Source organism: Virgibacillus sp. DJP39 (assembly GCF_049310925.1).
GTDB lineage: Bacteria > Bacillota > Bacilli > Bacillales > Amphibacillaceae > Virgibacillus_F.
On record NZ_JBMERP010000002.1, the window covers coordinates 153,726 to 172,140 of the forward strand.

The 18,415-nt window shown below is 36.2% G+C and carries 17 protein-coding genes; all 17 read left to right on the forward strand.

The window, feature by feature from the left end:
* The first annotated feature begins 39 nt into the window (after positions 1 to 39).
* The 17 genes from ACOI1D_RS01730 to ACOI1D_RS01810 all read left to right on the forward strand — a co-directional run bounded on the left by ACOI1D_RS01730 (position 40) and on the right by ACOI1D_RS01810 (position 18,367).
* Positions 40 to 1,260: a M16 family metallopeptidase gene (locus ACOI1D_RS01730; protein ID WP_422498735.1), complete on the forward strand. Its 1,221-nt coding sequence runs from the start codon at positions 40 to 42 to the stop codon at positions 1,258 to 1,260.
* A gap of 80 nt (positions 1,261 to 1,340) precedes the next feature.
* A complete protein-coding gene (locus ACOI1D_RS01735; RefSeq protein WP_422498778.1) occupies positions 1,341 to 1,574 on the forward strand; it encodes a YlmC/YmxH family sporulation protein in 234 nt (77 codons plus the stop codon).
* A 161-nt stretch (positions 1,575 to 1,735) separates the two neighbouring features.
* Positions 1,736 to 2,617, forward strand: a complete 882-nt coding sequence (dpaA, locus tag ACOI1D_RS01740) for a dipicolinic acid synthetase subunit A (RefSeq protein WP_422498737.1) — start codon at positions 1,736 to 1,738, stop codon at positions 2,615 to 2,617.
* On the forward strand, positions 2,617 to 3,225 hold the full coding sequence (gene dpaB, locus ACOI1D_RS01745) for a dipicolinate synthase subunit B (protein WP_422498739.1): 609 nt from the start codon (positions 2,617 to 2,619) through the stop codon (positions 3,223 to 3,225). The genes dpaA and dpaB overlap by 1 nt, the downstream gene beginning before the upstream one ends.
* A 10-nt stretch (positions 3,226 to 3,235) precedes the next feature.
* The gene (gene dapG / locus ACOI1D_RS01750) at positions 3,236 to 4,459 is read left to right on the forward strand and encodes an aspartate kinase (RefSeq protein ID WP_422498741.1); all 1,224 of its coding nucleotides are present in this window, start codon (positions 3,236 to 3,238) and stop codon (positions 4,457 to 4,459) included.
* Positions 4,460 to 4,604: 145 nt separating this feature from the next.
* Complete coding sequence (locus ACOI1D_RS01755; protein ID WP_422498780.1) at positions 4,605 to 5,315, forward strand: ClpP family protease; 711 nt, start codon at positions 4,605 to 4,607, stop codon at positions 5,313 to 5,315.
* Complete coding sequence (locus ACOI1D_RS01760) at positions 5,312 to 5,515, forward strand: YlzJ-like family protein (RefSeq protein ID WP_422498743.1); 204 nt, start codon at positions 5,312 to 5,314, stop codon at positions 5,513 to 5,515. Before ACOI1D_RS01755 ends, ACOI1D_RS01760 begins: the two co-directional genes overlap by 4 nt.
* A gap of 149 nt (positions 5,516 to 5,664) precedes the next feature.
* On the forward strand, positions 5,665 to 7,953 hold the full coding sequence (locus ACOI1D_RS01765) for a DNA translocase FtsK (protein ID WP_422498745.1): 2,289 nt from the start codon (positions 5,665 to 5,667) through the stop codon (positions 7,951 to 7,953).
* A 329-nt stretch (positions 7,954 to 8,282) separates the two neighbouring features.
* The gene (locus ACOI1D_RS01770; RefSeq protein WP_422498747.1) at positions 8,283 to 9,008 is read left to right on the forward strand and encodes a GntR family transcriptional regulator; all 726 of its coding nucleotides are present in this window, start codon (positions 8,283 to 8,285) and stop codon (positions 9,006 to 9,008) included.
* A 133-nt stretch (positions 9,009 to 9,141) separates the two neighbouring features.
* A complete protein-coding gene (locus ACOI1D_RS01775) occupies positions 9,142 to 10,236 on the forward strand; it encodes a BMP family lipoprotein (RefSeq protein ID WP_422498749.1) in 1,095 nt (364 codons plus the stop codon).
* A gap of 190 nt (positions 10,237 to 10,426) precedes the next feature.
* Positions 10,427 to 11,962, forward strand: a complete 1,536-nt coding sequence (locus ACOI1D_RS01780; RefSeq protein WP_422498751.1) for an ABC transporter ATP-binding protein — start codon at positions 10,427 to 10,429, stop codon at positions 11,960 to 11,962.
* A complete protein-coding gene (locus ACOI1D_RS01785) occupies positions 11,952 to 12,998 on the forward strand; it encodes an ABC transporter permease (RefSeq protein ID WP_422498753.1) in 1,047 nt (348 codons plus the stop codon). The genes ACOI1D_RS01780 and ACOI1D_RS01785 overlap by 11 nt, the downstream gene beginning before the upstream one ends.
* Positions 12,999 to 13,958 carry an ABC transporter permease gene (locus ACOI1D_RS01790; protein WP_422498755.1) on the forward strand — a complete coding sequence of 320 codons (960 nt, stop codon included), beginning with the start codon at positions 12,999 to 13,001 and terminating at the stop codon, positions 13,956 to 13,958.
* Between the two features lie 730 nt (positions 13,959 to 14,688).
* A complete protein-coding gene (yfmF, locus tag ACOI1D_RS01795) occupies positions 14,689 to 15,972 on the forward strand; it encodes an EF-P 5-aminopentanol modification-associated protein YfmF (RefSeq protein WP_422498756.1) in 1,284 nt (427 codons plus the stop codon).
* A 5-nt stretch (positions 15,973 to 15,977) separates the two neighbouring features.
* A complete protein-coding gene (gene yfmH / locus ACOI1D_RS01800) occupies positions 15,978 to 17,261 on the forward strand; it encodes an EF-P 5-aminopentanol modification-associated protein YfmH (protein ID WP_422498758.1) in 1,284 nt (427 codons plus the stop codon).
* A gap of 9 nt (positions 17,262 to 17,270) precedes the next feature.
* Positions 17,271 to 17,987, forward strand: coding sequence for an elongation factor P 5-aminopentanone reductase (gene ymfI / locus ACOI1D_RS01805; RefSeq protein WP_422498760.1), 717 nt, complete (start codon positions 17,271 to 17,273; stop codon positions 17,985 to 17,987).
* Between the two features lie 119 nt (positions 17,988 to 18,106).
* On the forward strand, positions 18,107 to 18,367 hold the full coding sequence (locus ACOI1D_RS01810) for a DUF3243 domain-containing protein (RefSeq protein ID WP_422498762.1): 261 nt from the start codon (positions 18,107 to 18,109) through the stop codon (positions 18,365 to 18,367).
* Positions 18,368 to 18,415: the final 48 nt, after the last annotated feature.

Genomic DNA, 18,415 nt, shown 5'->3' on the forward strand with positions numbered 1-18,415 from the left:
TAACTGTAACCGTACACAAAATTATAGGAGGACACATCATTGATTGAAAAACATACATGTAAAAATGGGTTGCGAGTTGTACATGAAAAAATCTCTACAGTCAGATCCGTGACAATCGGTATTTGGGTATTAACCGGATCACGTAATGAAACGGAATCAAATAATGGCGTTTCACATTTTTTGGAGCATATGTTTTTTAAAGGAACAGAGACCAGATCAGCAAAAGATATAGCTGAAGCATTCGATGCTATTGGTGGGCAGGTTAATGCATTCACTTCAAAAGAATATACGTGTTTTTATGCGAAAGTTTTAGATAATCATAAAGAATATGCTTTAGAAATCTTATCAGACATGTTTTTTAATTCTTCTTTTGATGAAGGGGAAATGGAACGAGAGAAAAAAGTTGTATTAGAAGAGATAAAAATGTATGAAGATACACCTGATGATATTGTTCATGACCTTTTATCGCATGCTTCGTATGGAGATCATCCATTAGGCTATCCGATACTTGGTACTGAAAGTCATTTAAAGTCATTTACTCCAAATACATTAAGGAATTATATCGCTGACAGGTATACTCCAGATAATGTCGTTGTTTCTGTGGCAGGCAATGTTGACGATCATTTTATTAGTAGAGTGGAAGAACATTTTGGCCAGTACCAGCCTAAAGAAAATAAGACATCATTGGTAAAACCTGTATTTCATGCAAAACATATGGAACGGAATAAAGAGACAGAACAAGCACATTTATGTATTGGGTATGATGGATTACCAATTGGTGATGATCTTACATATAGTTTGATTGTTATGAATAATGTTTTAGGTGGTAGTATGAGTTCCAGACTATTTCAGGAAGTTAGAGAACAGCAAGGTTTAGCATATGCTGTATTTTCATATCACTCTTCATTTTTAGACAGTGGAATTTTGACTGTCTATGCAGGTACAGGTAAAGAACAATTGCCTTTGTTAAGGGATACGATTTCTAGCACTGTTAACGAACTGATTTCATCTGGATTAACAGATAAGGAATTGAATAACAGTAAAGAACAATTAAAAGGTAACCTACTATTGAGCCTTGAAAGTTCCAATAGTCGTATGAGCAGAAATGGCCGAAATGAACTACTTCTAAATAGGCATCGGACAATGGACGATATGATAAAAGAGATTGATGCCGTCGATCACGGAACTATCCAATCTGTAATAGAAACAATATTCAAGTCAGAACCATCAACTGCTTTAATTGCTCCAAAGCAAAACTAATTTGTTTAATGACCTATATGACATAGGTCATTTTTTTTTACATATAGTTATAGTACGTCTTATTAAATGAGGTGAGAGGTATCCGTTACAAAGACATCAGTGGAAAAGAGATTGTAAATGTCAGCCATGGTTCTAGATTAGGTGTTCTTGGTGCTACTGATTTGGAAATTGATGAAAGAACCGGACAAATTAATTCATTCATCATTCCAAATTATAAATGGTTTGGTTTGAAAAAAGAAGGTGCGGAAACCAAAATTTATTGGAATTCAATAAAAAAGATTGGCGAAGATATGATTATGGTTGAAACAGATTAAAGTTTTAAATTTGTTGGCATAAAGGGGTTAGTAGCTAATAGTTACTAGCCTTTTTTTTATTTTTATCTTTTCAATTATTCACTAACCCTGAGAAAACACATAAGCTATAAAAGTAATGAATTCAAAATGCCTTTTTGTATAGCAAGGAGTGTTTAATGTATATGGGTAATTTAATAGCTGTAATAGGTGGCGATGCCAGATATTTAGAACTAATACAGCAGCTTCAAAAACTAGAAGATACAACCATTTGCTTAATTGGATTTGATAAATTAAACCAAGGATATACCGGTTTAAAACAAATGGATTTTTCTGAACTAGATCCCAAGAAATTAGATATGGTAATTCTACCTGTGACAGGAACAGATGATACTGGGATAATTGAACCTGTTTTTTCAGATCAGCCCATTTATTTAACAAAAGACTGGGTCCAACAATTAAAAAGTAGTGTTTTAATTTTTACTGGTATTACAAATGATTATTTAACTTCTATTACACGTGATACGAATCGCCGTTTGATTACGTTATTTGACAGGGATGACATAGCGGTATACAACTCTATACCAACTGCAGAAGGAACAATTATGATGGTAATTGAACATACAGATTTTACTATCCATTCTGCAAATGTTCTCGTGGTTGGTTTTGGACGTGTTGGAAAAACAATTGCAAATAAGTTTGCTGCACTTGGTGCCAACGTGTCAGTTTGTGCTAGAAAAACAGAAGATTTGGCACGTGTTTCAGAAATGGGCTACGAAGCTATTTTATTCGATCAACTTTCAAGTAGCACATCAAGTTGCGACATATTAATTAATACCATTCCAGCACCTGTAATTACTAAAGAGGCTATTCAATATCTTCCGTCTCATGGATTAATTATTGATTTAGCATCAAAACCAGGTGGTACTGATTTTGAATATGCTGAACAAAGGGGAATTCAAGCTATTCTAGCGAAAAGCTTGCCTGGAATCGTTGCACCTAAAACAGCTGGAAGAATTTTGGCGGACGTCATTAAACAGTTTTTAACTGGCAAGGAGGAAAAATGATGAGCTTAGCAGGTAAACGAATTGGTTTTGGAGTTACGGGATCACATTGCACATATGACGAGGTGTTCCCGGAGATTGAGAAATTAATGAACCTAGGTGCGGAGGTTGTTCCAATTGTGACATATACAGTAAGAACGACTGACACAAAATTTGGTAAGGCAGAAGATCATATTGAACGAATTGAATCTATAACAGGTAAAAAAGTGATTGCTACAATGCCGGATGCAGAACCACTTGGACCTAAAGAGCCACTTGATTGTATGGTAATCGCTCCGTTAACAGGCAATTCAATGAGTAAATTTGCAAATGCTCTAACAGATTCACCAGTTTTAATGGCGGCAAAGGCTACTATGAGGAATCGAAAACCAGTTGTGTTAGGTATTTCAACCAATGATGCGCTTGGTCTAAATGGAGTGAATTTAATGCGGTTAATGGCAAGTAAATACATCTATTTTATTCCGTATGGCCAGGATGATCCATTCAAGAAACCAAATTCACTAGTTGCACACATGGATAAATTAACTGATACTATAGAATCAGCACTATTATTTGAACAAATTCAACCAGTCATTATGCCCTACCTAGATAATAATGAGGTAGTAAAGTAGAGGTGCTTAAATGACAATTTTAGTACAAAAATTCGGGGGTACATCATTACAATCAAAAGCCAGCATTTCAAAAGTAGTTTCCCATATAAAAAATGCAATAGAGAAAGAATATAAACTGGTAGTTGTAGTATCAGCATTAGGCCGTAATCCTGATCCTTATGCTACTGATACCTTACTGGGTCTTATTGATACGTCTATACCTCTTTACGATAAACGTGAAACCGATCTATTACTGTCTTGCGGTGAAACGATTGCAAGCGTAGTGATATCAAACGAATTACAGTGTAATGGTATTAAATCAGTTGCACTCACAGGCGCACAGGCGGGGATTATCACCACATCAGAACATACCAACGCAAAAATTAAAGGCATAAATACGGCACGTTTATTAAACGAATTGGATAAGTCTGATGTTGTAATAGTTGCAGGTTTCCAAGGACAAACTTCAACAGGTGAAATAACCACTATTGGCAGGGGGGGTAGCGACACAACTGCCGCTGCACTTGGGGTAGCACTTAATGCTGAAAAGGTGGAAATCTTCACCGATGTTAACGGAATCATGACAGCCGACCCACGTATGGTAAAATCCGCAAGACAATTAAAATTTGTAACGTATACAGAAATGTGTAATTTAGCATATCAGGGTGCTAAAGTCGTTCATCCCCGCGCAGTTGAACTTGTTATGCAAGCAAATATACCATTGCACGTTCGATCTACTTATTCAAATGAAGAAGGAACACTGGTAACAAATTCAAGTGTCCATGAAATACGAGACCAGCTTATAACAGGTATTGCTCATATGCCAGCGATAACACAAATCAAAATAAAGAACAGGGACGAGATTCATCGACTCCATTCTGAAGTGTTTAAGGTGTTGGCAGATGCAGGAATTTCCGTTGATTTTATCAATATATCACCAACCGGATTACTTTTTACCATCCCTAAGGATTACACCCAGACTGCAGTTGATCATATAACCAAATTAGGTTTTCATCCGCAAGTAAATGAAAATTGTGCTAAGATTTCAGTAGTAGGTGCTGGAATGAGGGGCGTTCCTGGCATTGCTTCTAGAATAGTTCATTCACTAACTGAAAAAGGAATTCAAATCCTGCAATCTGCTGATAGCCATACCACAATTTGGGTATTAATACATGATAAAGACGTAATGACTGCGGTTAATGCGTTACACAGTGATTTTGATTTAAGTTTACCATTAAAAACCAGTGTACAATAACAGGAAAATTATATGCTTTTAAAAAATTAAGCTACCAACAAAAAATTGTTGGTAGTTTTTATAATAAGAAGACATCCTATTGTTCATACTACTTGGTAACAGGATAAACAAGAGGAGTGTTCCAAAAATGAATAATGAAACTTCAATGGAGAAAGAAAAAAAACAAGATGATGACAATAAGTCGGCTTTGGTTGAAAAAATACAGCAGCTTGGCCAATCCAATGTTCCGCAGGCCCCTGACTCTAATATTCATGTGTTGACTATTATAGGACAAGTTGAAGGTCATATACAATTGCCGCCACAAAATAAAACAACAAAGTATGAGCATTTAATTCCACAGTTAATAGCTATTGAACAAAATCCTAAAATTGAAGCAGTGATCATTTTACTTAATACAGTTGGTGGGGATGTTGAAGCTGGGCTTGCTTTGTCTGAAATGATAGCATCTATCTCAAAGCCAACAGTATCAATTGTACTGGGTGGAGGGCATTCAATTGGGGTACCTATAGCTGTGGCTACGGATTATTCATTTATTGTTCCTACCGCTACCATGATTATTCACCCTATACGCCTAACAGGAATGGTTATCGGAGTACCTCAAACGTTTGAATACCTTGATAAAATGCAGGACAGAGTAGTTAATTTCGTAATAGGTCATTCAAATATAGCAGAGGAAAAATTCAAGGATCTAATGTTCGCAAAAGGTAATCTAACACGTGATATTGGATCAAATGTTGTAGGGGCAGATGCAGTAGAATATGGATTAATCGACGCAATTGGTGGGGTTAAAGAAGCAATGGAAAAGGTAAATGAACTTATTGGCAAAACCAAACATAACGGAAGTGAAACGCAATGATACTATACACGCCTATGTTAGAATCTGACATTTTTCCAGAAGACACTAACAGTCATTCGAATAGATCTGTAATTATTCACCAAAACAGATCTGTCTATGTAGAAAAAAATAAAGACGGGAAGTATCAGATCCTTCAATTGCTCTCAACAGATCCACATGATTTCATGAACCCAAGCTATCAACCAGGGGCTATTCTATAATCCCCTAAATTAATCAGAGATTCAATATACATTCTATGCTATAATAGCCTTAGGTAATAGATATGGTCGAACCCTTGTCAAAGTTTAGTGGCAGGGGTTTCATATTCTATTAATAATACTATTTTTTGATTTACTTGAGGTGAAAAAGCATGGCTAAAAAAAGAAAGAGAAAAAAAAAGAGTCAATTAAAGAAACAAGTTAAATACGAACTATTGGGGTTACTGTTTCTATTTATCGCAATTTTTGGTAGTGGAGCCGGTATTATTAGTAATGGTGCAATTCCTAGTATACTAGAAAACATATTTCAATTCTTCTTTGGGATATGGTATTTTGTAGCGTCAGTAATTTTGCTTCTAACAGGTCTTTTCTTAATTGTTAAAAGAAGATATCCAGATTTCACCCACAAGAAAATGATTGGTTTTTACATTATTTTTGTTGGAACATTGCTGTTAACACATATTCAGACCTATGAGGTACTATTATTGAATTCAACTGATAACTCAATTATACGTTCCACATGGTCAAGAATTTTCACTTATATTAACGGTCCCGGTGAACTATCTGACACTGGAGGAGGAATGTTGGGAGCTATAATGTTCTCTTTTTGTTATTATCTATTTTCGTCTATTGGGGCAAAAATAGTAGCTGTATTTGCTATTTTAACAGGAATAATTTTTCTGACCGAGTTTTCATTTGGGGATTTTACGGCAAAGCTTTGGTTAAAGGTCAAACTATACATAAAAAATTATAAAGTTAAAATGAAAGAAAGAAAGGCTGCGAGAAATGAAGCAGATGAAATTCCAGAAATAAAGAATGAAGCAATAACTCAACAGGAAGCTGATTATGAAGAACCTGTAATACAGGATTTCACCGACGTGGCTTATTCAATTGATATACCTGAGCAGAATGTTGAACAATCCAAACCAGAGCAGCCAAAGACTGAAAACAAGGCCAATAATGAAATAGATTCAGAGTTAGGCAGCACATTACCAATGACAGAACCTGAAAACTACGAGTATGAATTACCATCTCTTGACTTGTTGATCGAGCCAAAGCATAACTCACAACAGCAAGAGAAATCACATATACAAGCTACTGTAAGGAAATTAGAAAAGACTTTTACTAGTTTTGGAGTAAAAGCAAAAATCACTAAGGTTCACGTAGGGCCAGCTGTGACAAAATATGAGGTTTATCCAGAAGCTGGAGTAAAAGTAAGTAAAATTGTAGGACTTCATGATGATCTAGCACTTGCTTTAGCTGCTAAAGATATTCGTATCGAGGCACCGATCCCTGGCAAATCCGCTGTTGGTATAGAGGTCCCTAATACTGAAGTTGCAATGGTTTCTTTACGTGAGGTAATAGATACTACTATCTCAAATCAAACCTCTAAACTATTATTCGGATTGGGTCGTGACATATCTGGGGATGCGGTAGTTGCGGAATTAAATAAAATGCCGCATCTATTAATAGCTGGTGCAACTGGGAGTGGTAAAAGTGTTTGTGTTAACGGGATTATTACCACTATTCTAATGCGTGCAAAACCACATGAAGTCAAAATGATGATGATTGATCCTAAAAAAGTGGAGTTGAATGTATACAATGGTATTCCGCATTTGTTGGCACCTGTTGTAACTGATCCCAAAAAAGCATCAAGAGCCTTGAAAAAAGTGGTATCTGAAATGGACAGAAGGTATGACCTATTTTCTGATACGGGTACCAGAAATATTGAAGGATACAATGAATATATTCGTAAATACAATTTATCTGCTGAAGAAGAAAAACAACCAAATCTACCATATATAGTAGTACTTGTCGATGAATTAGCTGATTTAATGATGGTCGCATCAAGTGAGGTAGAGGATGCCATTACTAGATTGGCACAAATGGCCCGTGCAGCCGGCATTCATCTAATTATAGCAACTCAACGCCCTTCTGTTGACGTAATTACCGGTGTGATTAAAGCAAATATCCCTTCAAGAATTGCATTTAGTGTTTCATCCCAAACAGACTCCAGAACAATTCTGGATTCAGGGGGGGCAGAAAAATTACTTGGACGTGGTGATATGCTATTTATGCCAACTGGTTCGTCTAAACCAACCCGTGTTCAAGGTGCTTTTTTGTCTGATGAGGAGGTCGAACGGGTTGTTGACCACTGTATTGAGCAACAAAAGGCTTCTTACCAAGAGGAAATGATTCCAGAAGAAACAAGTGAAATCCAATCAGAAGTAGAAGATGACATATATGAAGAAGCTGTCCAGCTTATCACGGAAATGCAAACGGCAAGTGTTTCTATGTTACAACGCAGATTCAGAATTGGTTATACAAGAGCAGCAAGGTTGATTGATGCGATGGAAGATCGGGGTATCGTAGGTCCATACGAGGGGAGTAAACCACGTTCTGTATTAGTAACCCAACCTTCAGAAGAAAAACTTTCCTGATAGATAATCAGGCAAAAGCTGTGAATTTCACACTTATGCCTGATTTTTTTGTTTAAGCAGTAAAGAAAGTACAAAAAACTTTCTTTCTACATACGTGCAACTAGGACTTTCGCCGTTAAGGCTTTGCGATTAGCCAAGTTTTCTAAGATAATCGTTTTATAATGAATGATATAAAAATTAATAGAAAAAGTGGAAAAATAGTACTTTTGTTTAAAAATTTATCAGATAGTGTTTATTTATTTATCTAAAAGTGGTATATTTATGTCGGACAAAAGAGTCATACGTCAGATGTCAGATCTCTTTTCCTAGTTTGTTTACAGGGGGTCACTATGTCAATCAAAACAGATTCACGTCATCTATATTTACAAGTGATTGAAGAAATTAAGCGTGACATTCAAAAAGAAAGGTATAGGGAAAAAGAAAAACTTCCATCAGAATTTCAACTTTCTAAGGAATTAGGAGTTTCGCGTGCTACTTTAAGGGAAGCGCTGCGTATTTTGGAAGAAGATAATGTTGTAACACGTAAGCATGGTGTTGGTACATTTGTAAATCCTAAGCCTATTTTTTCATCTGGTATTGAAGAGTTAAACAGTGTAACTTCCATGATTCTAAATTCTGGAAGAAACCCAGGATCACAGTACTTATCTACAGAACTAATTGAACCAATGGAAGAAGACAGGATTAAGTTTTCTTCACCGGAACTTCAGACTATTGCACAAATTGAACGAGTAAGAACTGCAGATAATGAACCAGTTGTTTTCTGCATTGATAAAATACCTGAGGGATTAATTCCACTTGAACGCGTGCAGGAAGAGGATTCTATTTTTAAGCTACTAGAAGAATATTCACATAAAAGAATTGCGTACGCTGTGACATTTATCGAACCTGTAGGATATCAAGAGCGAGTTTATAAAATTCTTAATTGTAATCCTGAGCAATCATTGTTACTTTTGAAACAAATGCATTATACAGCAGAAGATGAGGCAGTATTATATTCGGCAAACTATTTCCGTTCTGATGTATTTAGCTTTCATGTTTTAAGGAAACGTATGTAAGGGGTTTCATTTATGCCTCGATGTAAATATTGAGGTAGTGAATTTAAGATTATTACTTCAAGGGGGTGGTTGTTAACGAACTTGACGCTTGTATTGTTAAACTCTTTAACTACTAAAAAATGGGGGTATTAGATTGAAAAATCGTAAATATTTATTATTATTTTCTGTACTGTTAACTTTAGGTATGCTTTTAGCAGCTTGTGGTGATTCAGGTGAGGAAACGAAAAGTTCAGAAGGAAATAAAACAGAAGATTCTATTGACTACAAGGTTGGTATGGTAACAGATGTTGGTGGAGTAGATGACAAGTCTTTTAACCAATCAGCGTGGGAAGGCTTAAAAGCGTGGGGTGAGGAACACGGCGTTAAGAAAGGCGAGAACTTTAACTACGTTCAATCAAATGAAGATGCAGATTATTTGCCGAACATTACACGTCTAGTTCGTGAAGACTATAACCTAATCTATGGAATTGGTTACAAATTAAACGATGCAATTGCTAAATCGGCTGAACAATATCCTGAAACAAATTTTGCTATTGTTGATTCTGTTGTAGATAAGCCAAACGTTGCAAGTATTACGTTTAAAGAACATCAAGGTTCTTTCTTGGTTGGAGTAGCAGCAGCAATGAAATCAAAAACGGGTAAGATTGGTTTCGTAGGTGGAACTGACTCAGAGCTTATTAACAAATTTGAATCTGGATACATTGCTGGGGCAAAATCAGTAAACCCTGACATTGAAGTGAAAGTACAATATGCAGGTGCTTTTGATGCTCCAGATGATGGTAAATTGATTGCTTCTAGCATGTACAATGATGGTGTAGATGTGATTTATCATGCATCAGGTGCTACAGGTAATGGAGTATTCGCACAAGCTAAAGATATCAAACAAAATAACCCTGAAAAAGATATTTGGGTTATTGGAGTAGACCGTGACCAACATGAAGAAGGTCAAATTGGTGATAACAATGTGACACTAACTTCTATGGTTAAACGAGTTGATATTGCAGTACAAGATGTTGCAAATCAAGCAATGAATGGAGAATTCCCTGGCGGAGAACTTCTTGCTTATGGTCTAGCAGACAATGGTGTATCTGTTGCAAAAACAAACAAAGAAGCTATGACTGAAGAAATCCTAAAAGCAGTTGAAGATTGGAAAGAGAAAATTACCAGTGGTGAAATTGAAGTACCACAAACTAGAGAAGAAACTAAGAAATTTTTAGAAGCTTTATAATAAATTAATCACTATTTTAAAGTATTACAACTTACAGGATGTAATAAAGGCTGGAAACCCCAGCCTTTTATTACGCTTATGGTATTCATTTTGAAAGTCTTCAACTGAAGGGGAATGTTCCGGCCCTTTTCATTTGGTGATCTTTCAATCAAAAATAATGATAGTGATGTTTAATAGGGGAGTGAACAATGTGGAATACGTAATAGAAATGCTTAATATACGCAAGGAGTTTCCAGGTATTGTTGCTAACGATAATATTACAGTCCAATTAAAAAAAGGAGAAATTCATGCATTATTAGGAGAAAATGGTGCAGGAAAATCAACTTTAATGAATGTATTATTTGGTTTGTATCAGCCGGAAAAAGGAGAAATTCGTTACAATGGTGAGAAAGTAAGCATTACAGATCCTAACGTTGCAACAAAACTGGGAATTGGAATGGTACACCAGCATTTTATGTTAGTTGAAAACTATTCAGTTACTGAAAATATTATTCTGGGTAACGAACCAACTAAAAATGGTAGAATTAACATTAAAAAGGCAGAAAAAGAAATTCAGGAGTTGTCAGATAGGTACGGACTTAAAGTAGACCCCTCCGCCAAAATTCGCGATATTACTGTAGGAATGCAACAGCGTGTCGAAATACTTAAAACATTATACCGGGGTGCCAATGTTCTAATATTTGATGAGCCAACCGCAGTCTTGACTCCGTTGGAAATTAGTGAATTAATTCAAATTATGAACTCTTTGATTAGAGAAGGCAAATCAATCATTTTAATCACACATAAACTGAAGGAAATCATGCAGGTTTGTGACAGATGTACAGTAATTCGTAAAGGTAAAGGTATTAAAACGGTTAATGTTAGTGAAACAAATGTGACAGAGCTTGCATCCTTGATGGTTGGAAGAGAAGTTAGTTTTAAGACTGAAAAAAAACCAGCGAAGCCAACTGACGTTGTATTAGAAATCAATAACTTGAATGTGAAGGATTCAAGGAATGTAAACCTAGTTAAAAATTTAAATCTTGAAGTTCGTGCTGGTGAAATTGTTGGTATTGCAGGAGTAGATGGTAATGGTCAAACAGAATTAATCGAAGCGATTACTGGATTAACCAAATCACAGTCCGGCGCAATTACAATTAATGGAAAAAACATTACCAATTTTAAACCACGTAAAGTTATCGAAAGTGGAGTGGGACATATACCACAGGATAGGCATAAATATGGGCTTGTTCTAGACTTCCCAGTAGCAGAGAATATGGTTTTGCAAACGTATTATCAAAAACCTTATTCAAAGAATAATATTCTAAGCTTTAAAGATATTTATGACAAAGCACAAGAATTGGTTGAGGAGTATGATGTTCGGACCCCTAGCATTCATACGAAAGCACGAGCACTTTCTGGAGGAAATCAACAGAAAGCAATAATTAGTCGTGAAATAGATCGATCACCTGATTTACTCATTGCAGCCCAGCCAACACGAGGATTAGATGTAGGTGCAATTGAATTTATTCATAGTAAGCTAGTGCAAGAAAGAGATAAAGGCAAGGCAATTTTACTCGTATCCTTTGAACTTGATGAAGTGTTAGATGTGAGTGACCGGATTGCTGTTATGTTCGACGGCCAAATAGTGGCAAACGTTAGCCCAGAGGAAACAAATGAGCAAGAACTAGGATTGCTTATGGCTGGCAGTAAGTTAGCAGAGGCAGGTGATAGTGATGACATCTAATAAGTTATTCAATATTTTAGTACCCGTAATTTCTGTTTTATTAGGCTTGATTTCAGGTGCTATTCTTATGCTGATTTTTGGATATAATCCAATAGAAGGCTATTTAGCATTGTGGAATGGAGCATTTGGCGATCTATACTTTATGGGGGAAACAGTGAGGCAAATAACGCCTTATATCTTAACAGGTTTAGCAGTTGCCTTCGCTTTTAGAACTGGTTTGTTTAACATCGGTGCTGAAGGTCAGGTAATTGTTGGTTGGCTTGCAGCAATTTGGGTTGGTCTTGCTGTAGATGCGCCTATTTACATTCATTTGCCATTAGCCGTACTGGCAGCGGCTGTAGCTGGTGGAATCTGGGGCTTTATTCCAGGAATTCTAAAAGCAAAACTGGGCGTCCACGAAGTAATTGTAACAATTATGCTAAATTATACAGCACTATATGTAACAAATGCAGTTATCCGAAATGTATTAACGGATTCAAAAGATTCAACAGAAAATATTCCTGCTACTGCATCCATGGCATCTGAATGGTTACAGCAGCTTACTTTCTTTTCACGAATGCACTATGGCATTTTGCTAGCGTTATTTGCAGCGCTAATTATGTGGTTTATTATTGAAAAAATGACGATAGGTTACGAGCTACGTTCTGTTGGATTTAATCAACATGCATCTAAATATGCTGGAATGAATGTCCAAAAAAATGTAGTTTTATCAATGGTCATTGCTGGAGCCTTCGCGGGGCTTGCAGGAGCAACTGAAGGGTTAGGTACATTTGGTTACATGTCTGTGCAATCTGGTTTTACAAATTTAGGTTTTGACGGTATCGCAGTTGCACTATTAGGTGCAAATACAGCCATAGGTGTTATTATTGCAGCTTGCCTGTTTGGTATATTAAAGGTCGGTGCTCAAAACATGCCTCTTGAAGCAGGTGTACCATCAGAATTAGTAGACATTATAATAGCTATTATCATATTCTTTGTAGCATCAAGCTATATTATTCGATGGGCTATTTTGCGCTTTAAAAAGGAGGGGAAATAAATGAACATTGTAGATCTTCTGCAAACAATTATTCCAACTGCATTATTCTTTTCAGCACCCCTTATCTTTACTGCGCTTGGCGGCGTATTCAGTGAACGCTCTGGAGTAGTTAACATAGGACTTGAAGGGTTAATGGTAATGGGAGCTTTCGTTGGTGTTGTCTTTAACCTTACGTTTGCTGATACATTGGGTATGTGGACTCCTTGGGTATCAATTCTAGTTGCGATGGTAGTATCAGCTATCTTTTCACTTGTTCATGCTGTAGCATCTATCACCTTTAGAGCGGATCAAGTAGTAAGTGGTGTGGCAATTAACTTCCTTGCTCTAGGTCTGGGAGTCTTCTTGACTAAACAATGGTATGACAAAGGTCAAACAGATATGGTAAATAAACCTTTCTATACTACGGATATTCCCTTTTTACGTGAAATTCCAGTTTTAGGACCGATTTTCTTTGAGAACATTTATTTAACAAGTTATTTAGCAATAATTCTTGCTTTTGTAGCCTGGTATGTATTATATAAAACACCATTTGGATTGAGACTTCGTGCAGTTGGTGAGCACCCTATGGCGGCAGATACAAATGGAATTAGTGTATTTAAAATGCGTTATGTAGCGGTAGTAATATCTGGTGCAATGGGTGGTCTAGGTGGTTCGGTTTTTGCTTTAACAATTGCATTAAACTTTTCGCATGCCACGATTGTTGGCCAAGGTTTTATGGCACTTGCGGCAGTTATATTTGGTAAATGGCATCCTCTAGGCGCAATGGGTGCAGCACTGTTTTTTGGTTTCGCACAAAGCCTGAGCATAATAAGTGCTGGAATTCCGTTACTTGAGGATATCCCACAGGTATTCCTGTTAATAGCTCCATATGTTCTAACAATTCTTGCTTTAGCAGGATTTATTGGTAGAGCAGAAGCACCAAAAGCCAATGGCGTACCATATATTAAAGGAAATAGGTAGACTTAAAAGCTGACCTGTAGATTACTCTGCAGCTCAGCTTTTTTTCTTATGCTAATCCATTCATAAGGCTCTTTTCATATGTTTTGTTACTGTTTAATCCTCACAGTTGATACAAACCAAACTGCGACGTAACTTACTTTTCTAGAAGCAGTTCCGGCAGAATACTTCGCTTTCACCACTCCGGGTAAAAGTGCGACATTTGCTCAAGCTAATGCTTTCACAGTGTCTTCTATGCCGCCTGGCACGGCCTCAGTCTCCTCAGAAGTAAAGATCGCTTCTTCCGGGGCCGTCGGACGCGTGCTGTTCTAAGCAGGAGTCTACGCATTCTGCCTTCACTAGGTTAGAAAACTACGTATGAAGCCTTTGTTTTTACGGGAATTCTCCTTGAACAGAAACTAACTAAGCGGAAAAATGCGAGACTCTAGTGGGAAAGGAACAGTCTGAAGACTCCGCAGTGAGCGGTTTTTGCTCCGAGGATGCTGAAGCGTTCCCCAGGAAAGCGAGTGTTTTTCTGCAGCGTTGGACCAGCACCAATTTAGGTTGGTAGGAAATAAGTACAGCGGTTACGTCGCATTTTATAGATTTTGTATCAGAAACAACTATCTTTAGAAAATAGTAATTCACAAATACGGAAATTTCTCTTAAATAGTAAATTATATTGGTAAAACTGGTTAATACTACTATATAGTTTAATTATAACTTTAAAAAATAATAGTCTGGAGTTGTTTTCATGAATCAAGTGAATGAACAGGTAGTGCAAGTGGGTGGACTTAATTTCCACTTAGTGCCTAGCAAAAAATTTAAAACGTTGAATTTTGTAGTTAAGTTTAAGGGGAAACTGGATCGTTCAACAATAACCAAGCGTGCTTTACTACCTTATCTGCTGCAGCAGGGTACTAACCGTTATCCAAGCCGCAGTAAACTACAGCAAAAACTTGATGACTTATATGGTGCAGTTTTGTCAATAGATGGTACTAAAAAAGGAAATTCTCATATTATTACGTTTCGTTTAGAAATCCCAAATCAGCGGTTCCTTGAGAATGAATCTAAACTAATTGAAAGCACTATAGAACTCCTAAATGAAGTCATAACAAATCCAAATGTATCTGAAAACAGTTTTGATTCAGCTATTGTCGACAGGGAAAAAGAAACATTAAAACAAAAGATAAGCTCTATTTTGGACGATAAGATGAGCTATGCTAACATGCGCCTAATTGATGAAATGTGTGAAAATGAAGTATACAAAACACATGTTCATGGATATGTGGATGATTTGCCAAAGTTAGACGAAAAAAACTTATTTGCATATTACCAATCCATGCTAAGCGATGATTCTGTTGATTTATATGTACTAGGTGATTTTGAAGAAGAAGAAATGAAAAATACAGTGAAAAATATCATGAAAAAAGAATTTACCTCAAACAAGTCAATCGAATCAACGGCAGATGAAAAAAAGAAAGATGTTGAAAAAAATACTGTAACTGAAAAGCAGGAGCTGCAACAAGCGAAACTTCATATAGGGTATCGAACAAATTGTACCTACAGTGATGAATTGTATGCCGGACTCCAGGTTTTCAATGGAATGTTTGGTGGATTTCCGAATTCCAAGCTATTTATTAATGTTCGAGAGAAAAACAGTCTCGCCTATTATGCTTCTTCACGTTTAGAAAGTCATAAAGGGTTGTTATTTGTTTTTAGCGGTATTGCACCCAAAGATTTTAAGCAAGCTAAAGAAATTATGGATGAACAGATGACTGCAATGAAGAATGGTGATTTTATAGAGGATGAAATCAGTTCTACAAAAGAACTAATTATAAATCAATTACTGGAAACATTGGATCATCCACAGGGAATTATTGAAATGTTGTACCAACAAGTAGTAGCTAATCATTCATTAACTCCCGATATGTTAATTGCAAAAATCCAAAATGTTAAAAAACAGGATATTTTAGATGTAGCAAATGGGATTCAGGAAGACACTACTTATTTACTTACAACAAATGGAGAGGGGTAATCAAATTGTCCAAAAAGAGATATGATAATATAGACGAGGTATTAATAACAGAAAAACTCTCCAATGGATTAAATGTGTTTTTATTACCAAAAGAAGAAGTTTCAAAAACATTTGCTATTTTTTCAACTAATTATGGATCTATTGATCTTTCCTTCATTCCTAGAGACAAACAAGAATCTGTTACTGTTCCAGAAGGTGTAGCACACTTTTTAGAACATAAACTGTTCGAGAAAGAAGACCATGATGTATTTGCTGACTTTAGTAAACAAGGGGCTTCAGCAAATGCATTTACTTCTTTTTCTGAAACAGCTTATTTATTCACAGCAACAAATTATATCGAAAAAAACATTGAGACCTTACTTGATTTTGTTCAGGAACCTTATTTTTCAGACAAATCAGTAGAAAAGGAAAAAGGTATAATTGGGCAGGAAATTACCATGTACGATGACCAACCAGACTGGCGGGTTTTTATGGGTACAATTCAAAATTTGTTTCATAATCACCCTGTTAAGGTAGATATTGCTGGAACAGTTGAATCAATTTCGGCAATCACGAAGGAAGATCTCTACGAATGCTACCAAACTTTTTACCATCCTGCTAATATGACACTGTTTATTGCTGGGAATTTTGATGAGGAACAAATAATGAAGCTGGTCAAAAAAAACCAGGAATCAAAAGAATTTAGCCCTGCAGATGAAATTAAACGGATTATGCCAAATGAACCAAAAGAAGTTTATAAGAAAGAAACAACTATAAAGATGCCCGTTTCTATACCTAAATGCGCGGTTGGCATTAAAAGTTTAGTAAGCGAAACCGACAATGACACCTTTTTGCTGAATGATCTTCTTCAGGGTATGATCTTGGATTTTTATTTTTCTGAGGGTGGGTCCTTCTACCAAAAGTTATACGAATCAGGTATAATTGACAAAAGTTTTTATTTTGAAGCCAACGTTGAAAAGGGATTTGGTTATGCAATTATTGGTGGAAACACCTCAAATCCTGAGAAATTTAGTGAAGTTGTAAAAGAAATGCTACTCAGTATAAAAGAGAAAAAATTAAGTGAAGATGATTTTTCACGCATGAAAAAGAAACAAATTGGACAGTTGATACGAGCGATGAACTCAATAGAGTTTATATCAAAAAAATACATTCATTATCACACAATGGGGATAGACTTTCTTGAAATCATTCCAAGATTGCATTCACTTAAACATGAAGAAGTATCCGCATTTTTAAATGAATGGATACAAGAGGAGCAATTGACTACATTTAAAATTAAAGCAGAGTAGGGATATTTAATGGGGAGAAATGTGTTACTCATAGGAGCAAGCGGCGATATTGGACTTGCGATTGCCGAACAATTGGCAAGTGATGGATATAGTCTTTTGCTTCACTTCAACAAGCATAGTGGAGGATTCAGAGGTATACGTGAAAAGTTTGGAGATGAATGTATAATATCGGAAATCCAAGCTGATCTCAGTCGTGCTGATGGTGTTAAGGGCTTGTTAAATAAGATAGTTTTCCCTGTAGACGCTATTATTTTTGCAAGTGGGAGATCTCACCATTGGCCGTTTCAAGATAGTAAAGAAATCGACATGGACGAAATGTTAACGCTACATGTTAAAGCACCTTGGATGATTGTTCACGATCTCCTACCCTCAATGATACAAAATAAAGAAGGTAAAATTATCTTTATCACATCTATATGGGGGGATGTGGGTGCAAGCAACGAAGTCATGTATTCATCCGTAAAAGGAGCGCAAAACAGTTTTGTGAAAGCCTTAGCAAAAGAGGTCGCAGTAAGTGGTATTTCTGTAAATGCAATTAGCCCTGGTTTTATTGATACAAAAATTAATCAGCATTTATCAGTGGAAGAAAAGCAAGCAATAGTAAATCATATACCCAGTAATAGATCGGGTTCGCCAGATGATATTGCTAATGCAGTTCGTTTTCTTATGGATGAAAAGTCAAATTATATTCAAGGTGAAATAATTAATATAAATGGTGGGTGGTAAATTTCTTCCATCAATTGTATCAACCCTCGTACTAATCCAGCTTTCTTATCTTGCATGTATAAAGTATTTATAACTTCAAATACTATCTATGTAAAATAAGTTCAAAAGGAGGATGTTTGATGTCTGTTTTAGATAACTTTGATACATGGAAAGGCTTTTTGTCGAGCCGTCTGCAACAAGCGCAATCAGAAGGTATGAGTCAACAAGCTGTGAACAATGTGGCATTTGAGGTTGGGGATTACCTGTCGAAAAGTGTTGATGCAAAGAATGAAGAAGAGGCAGTTTTAAGAGAGTTATGGAATGCTGCTTCAAAAGAAGAAAAACAATCTTTAGCAAGTACGATGGTAAAACTTGTTCAAAACCAAGGGAATACCCATTAATAATATTATTTAGTAAATGGAAAGAAGCTGAAGTATAATTCAGCTTCT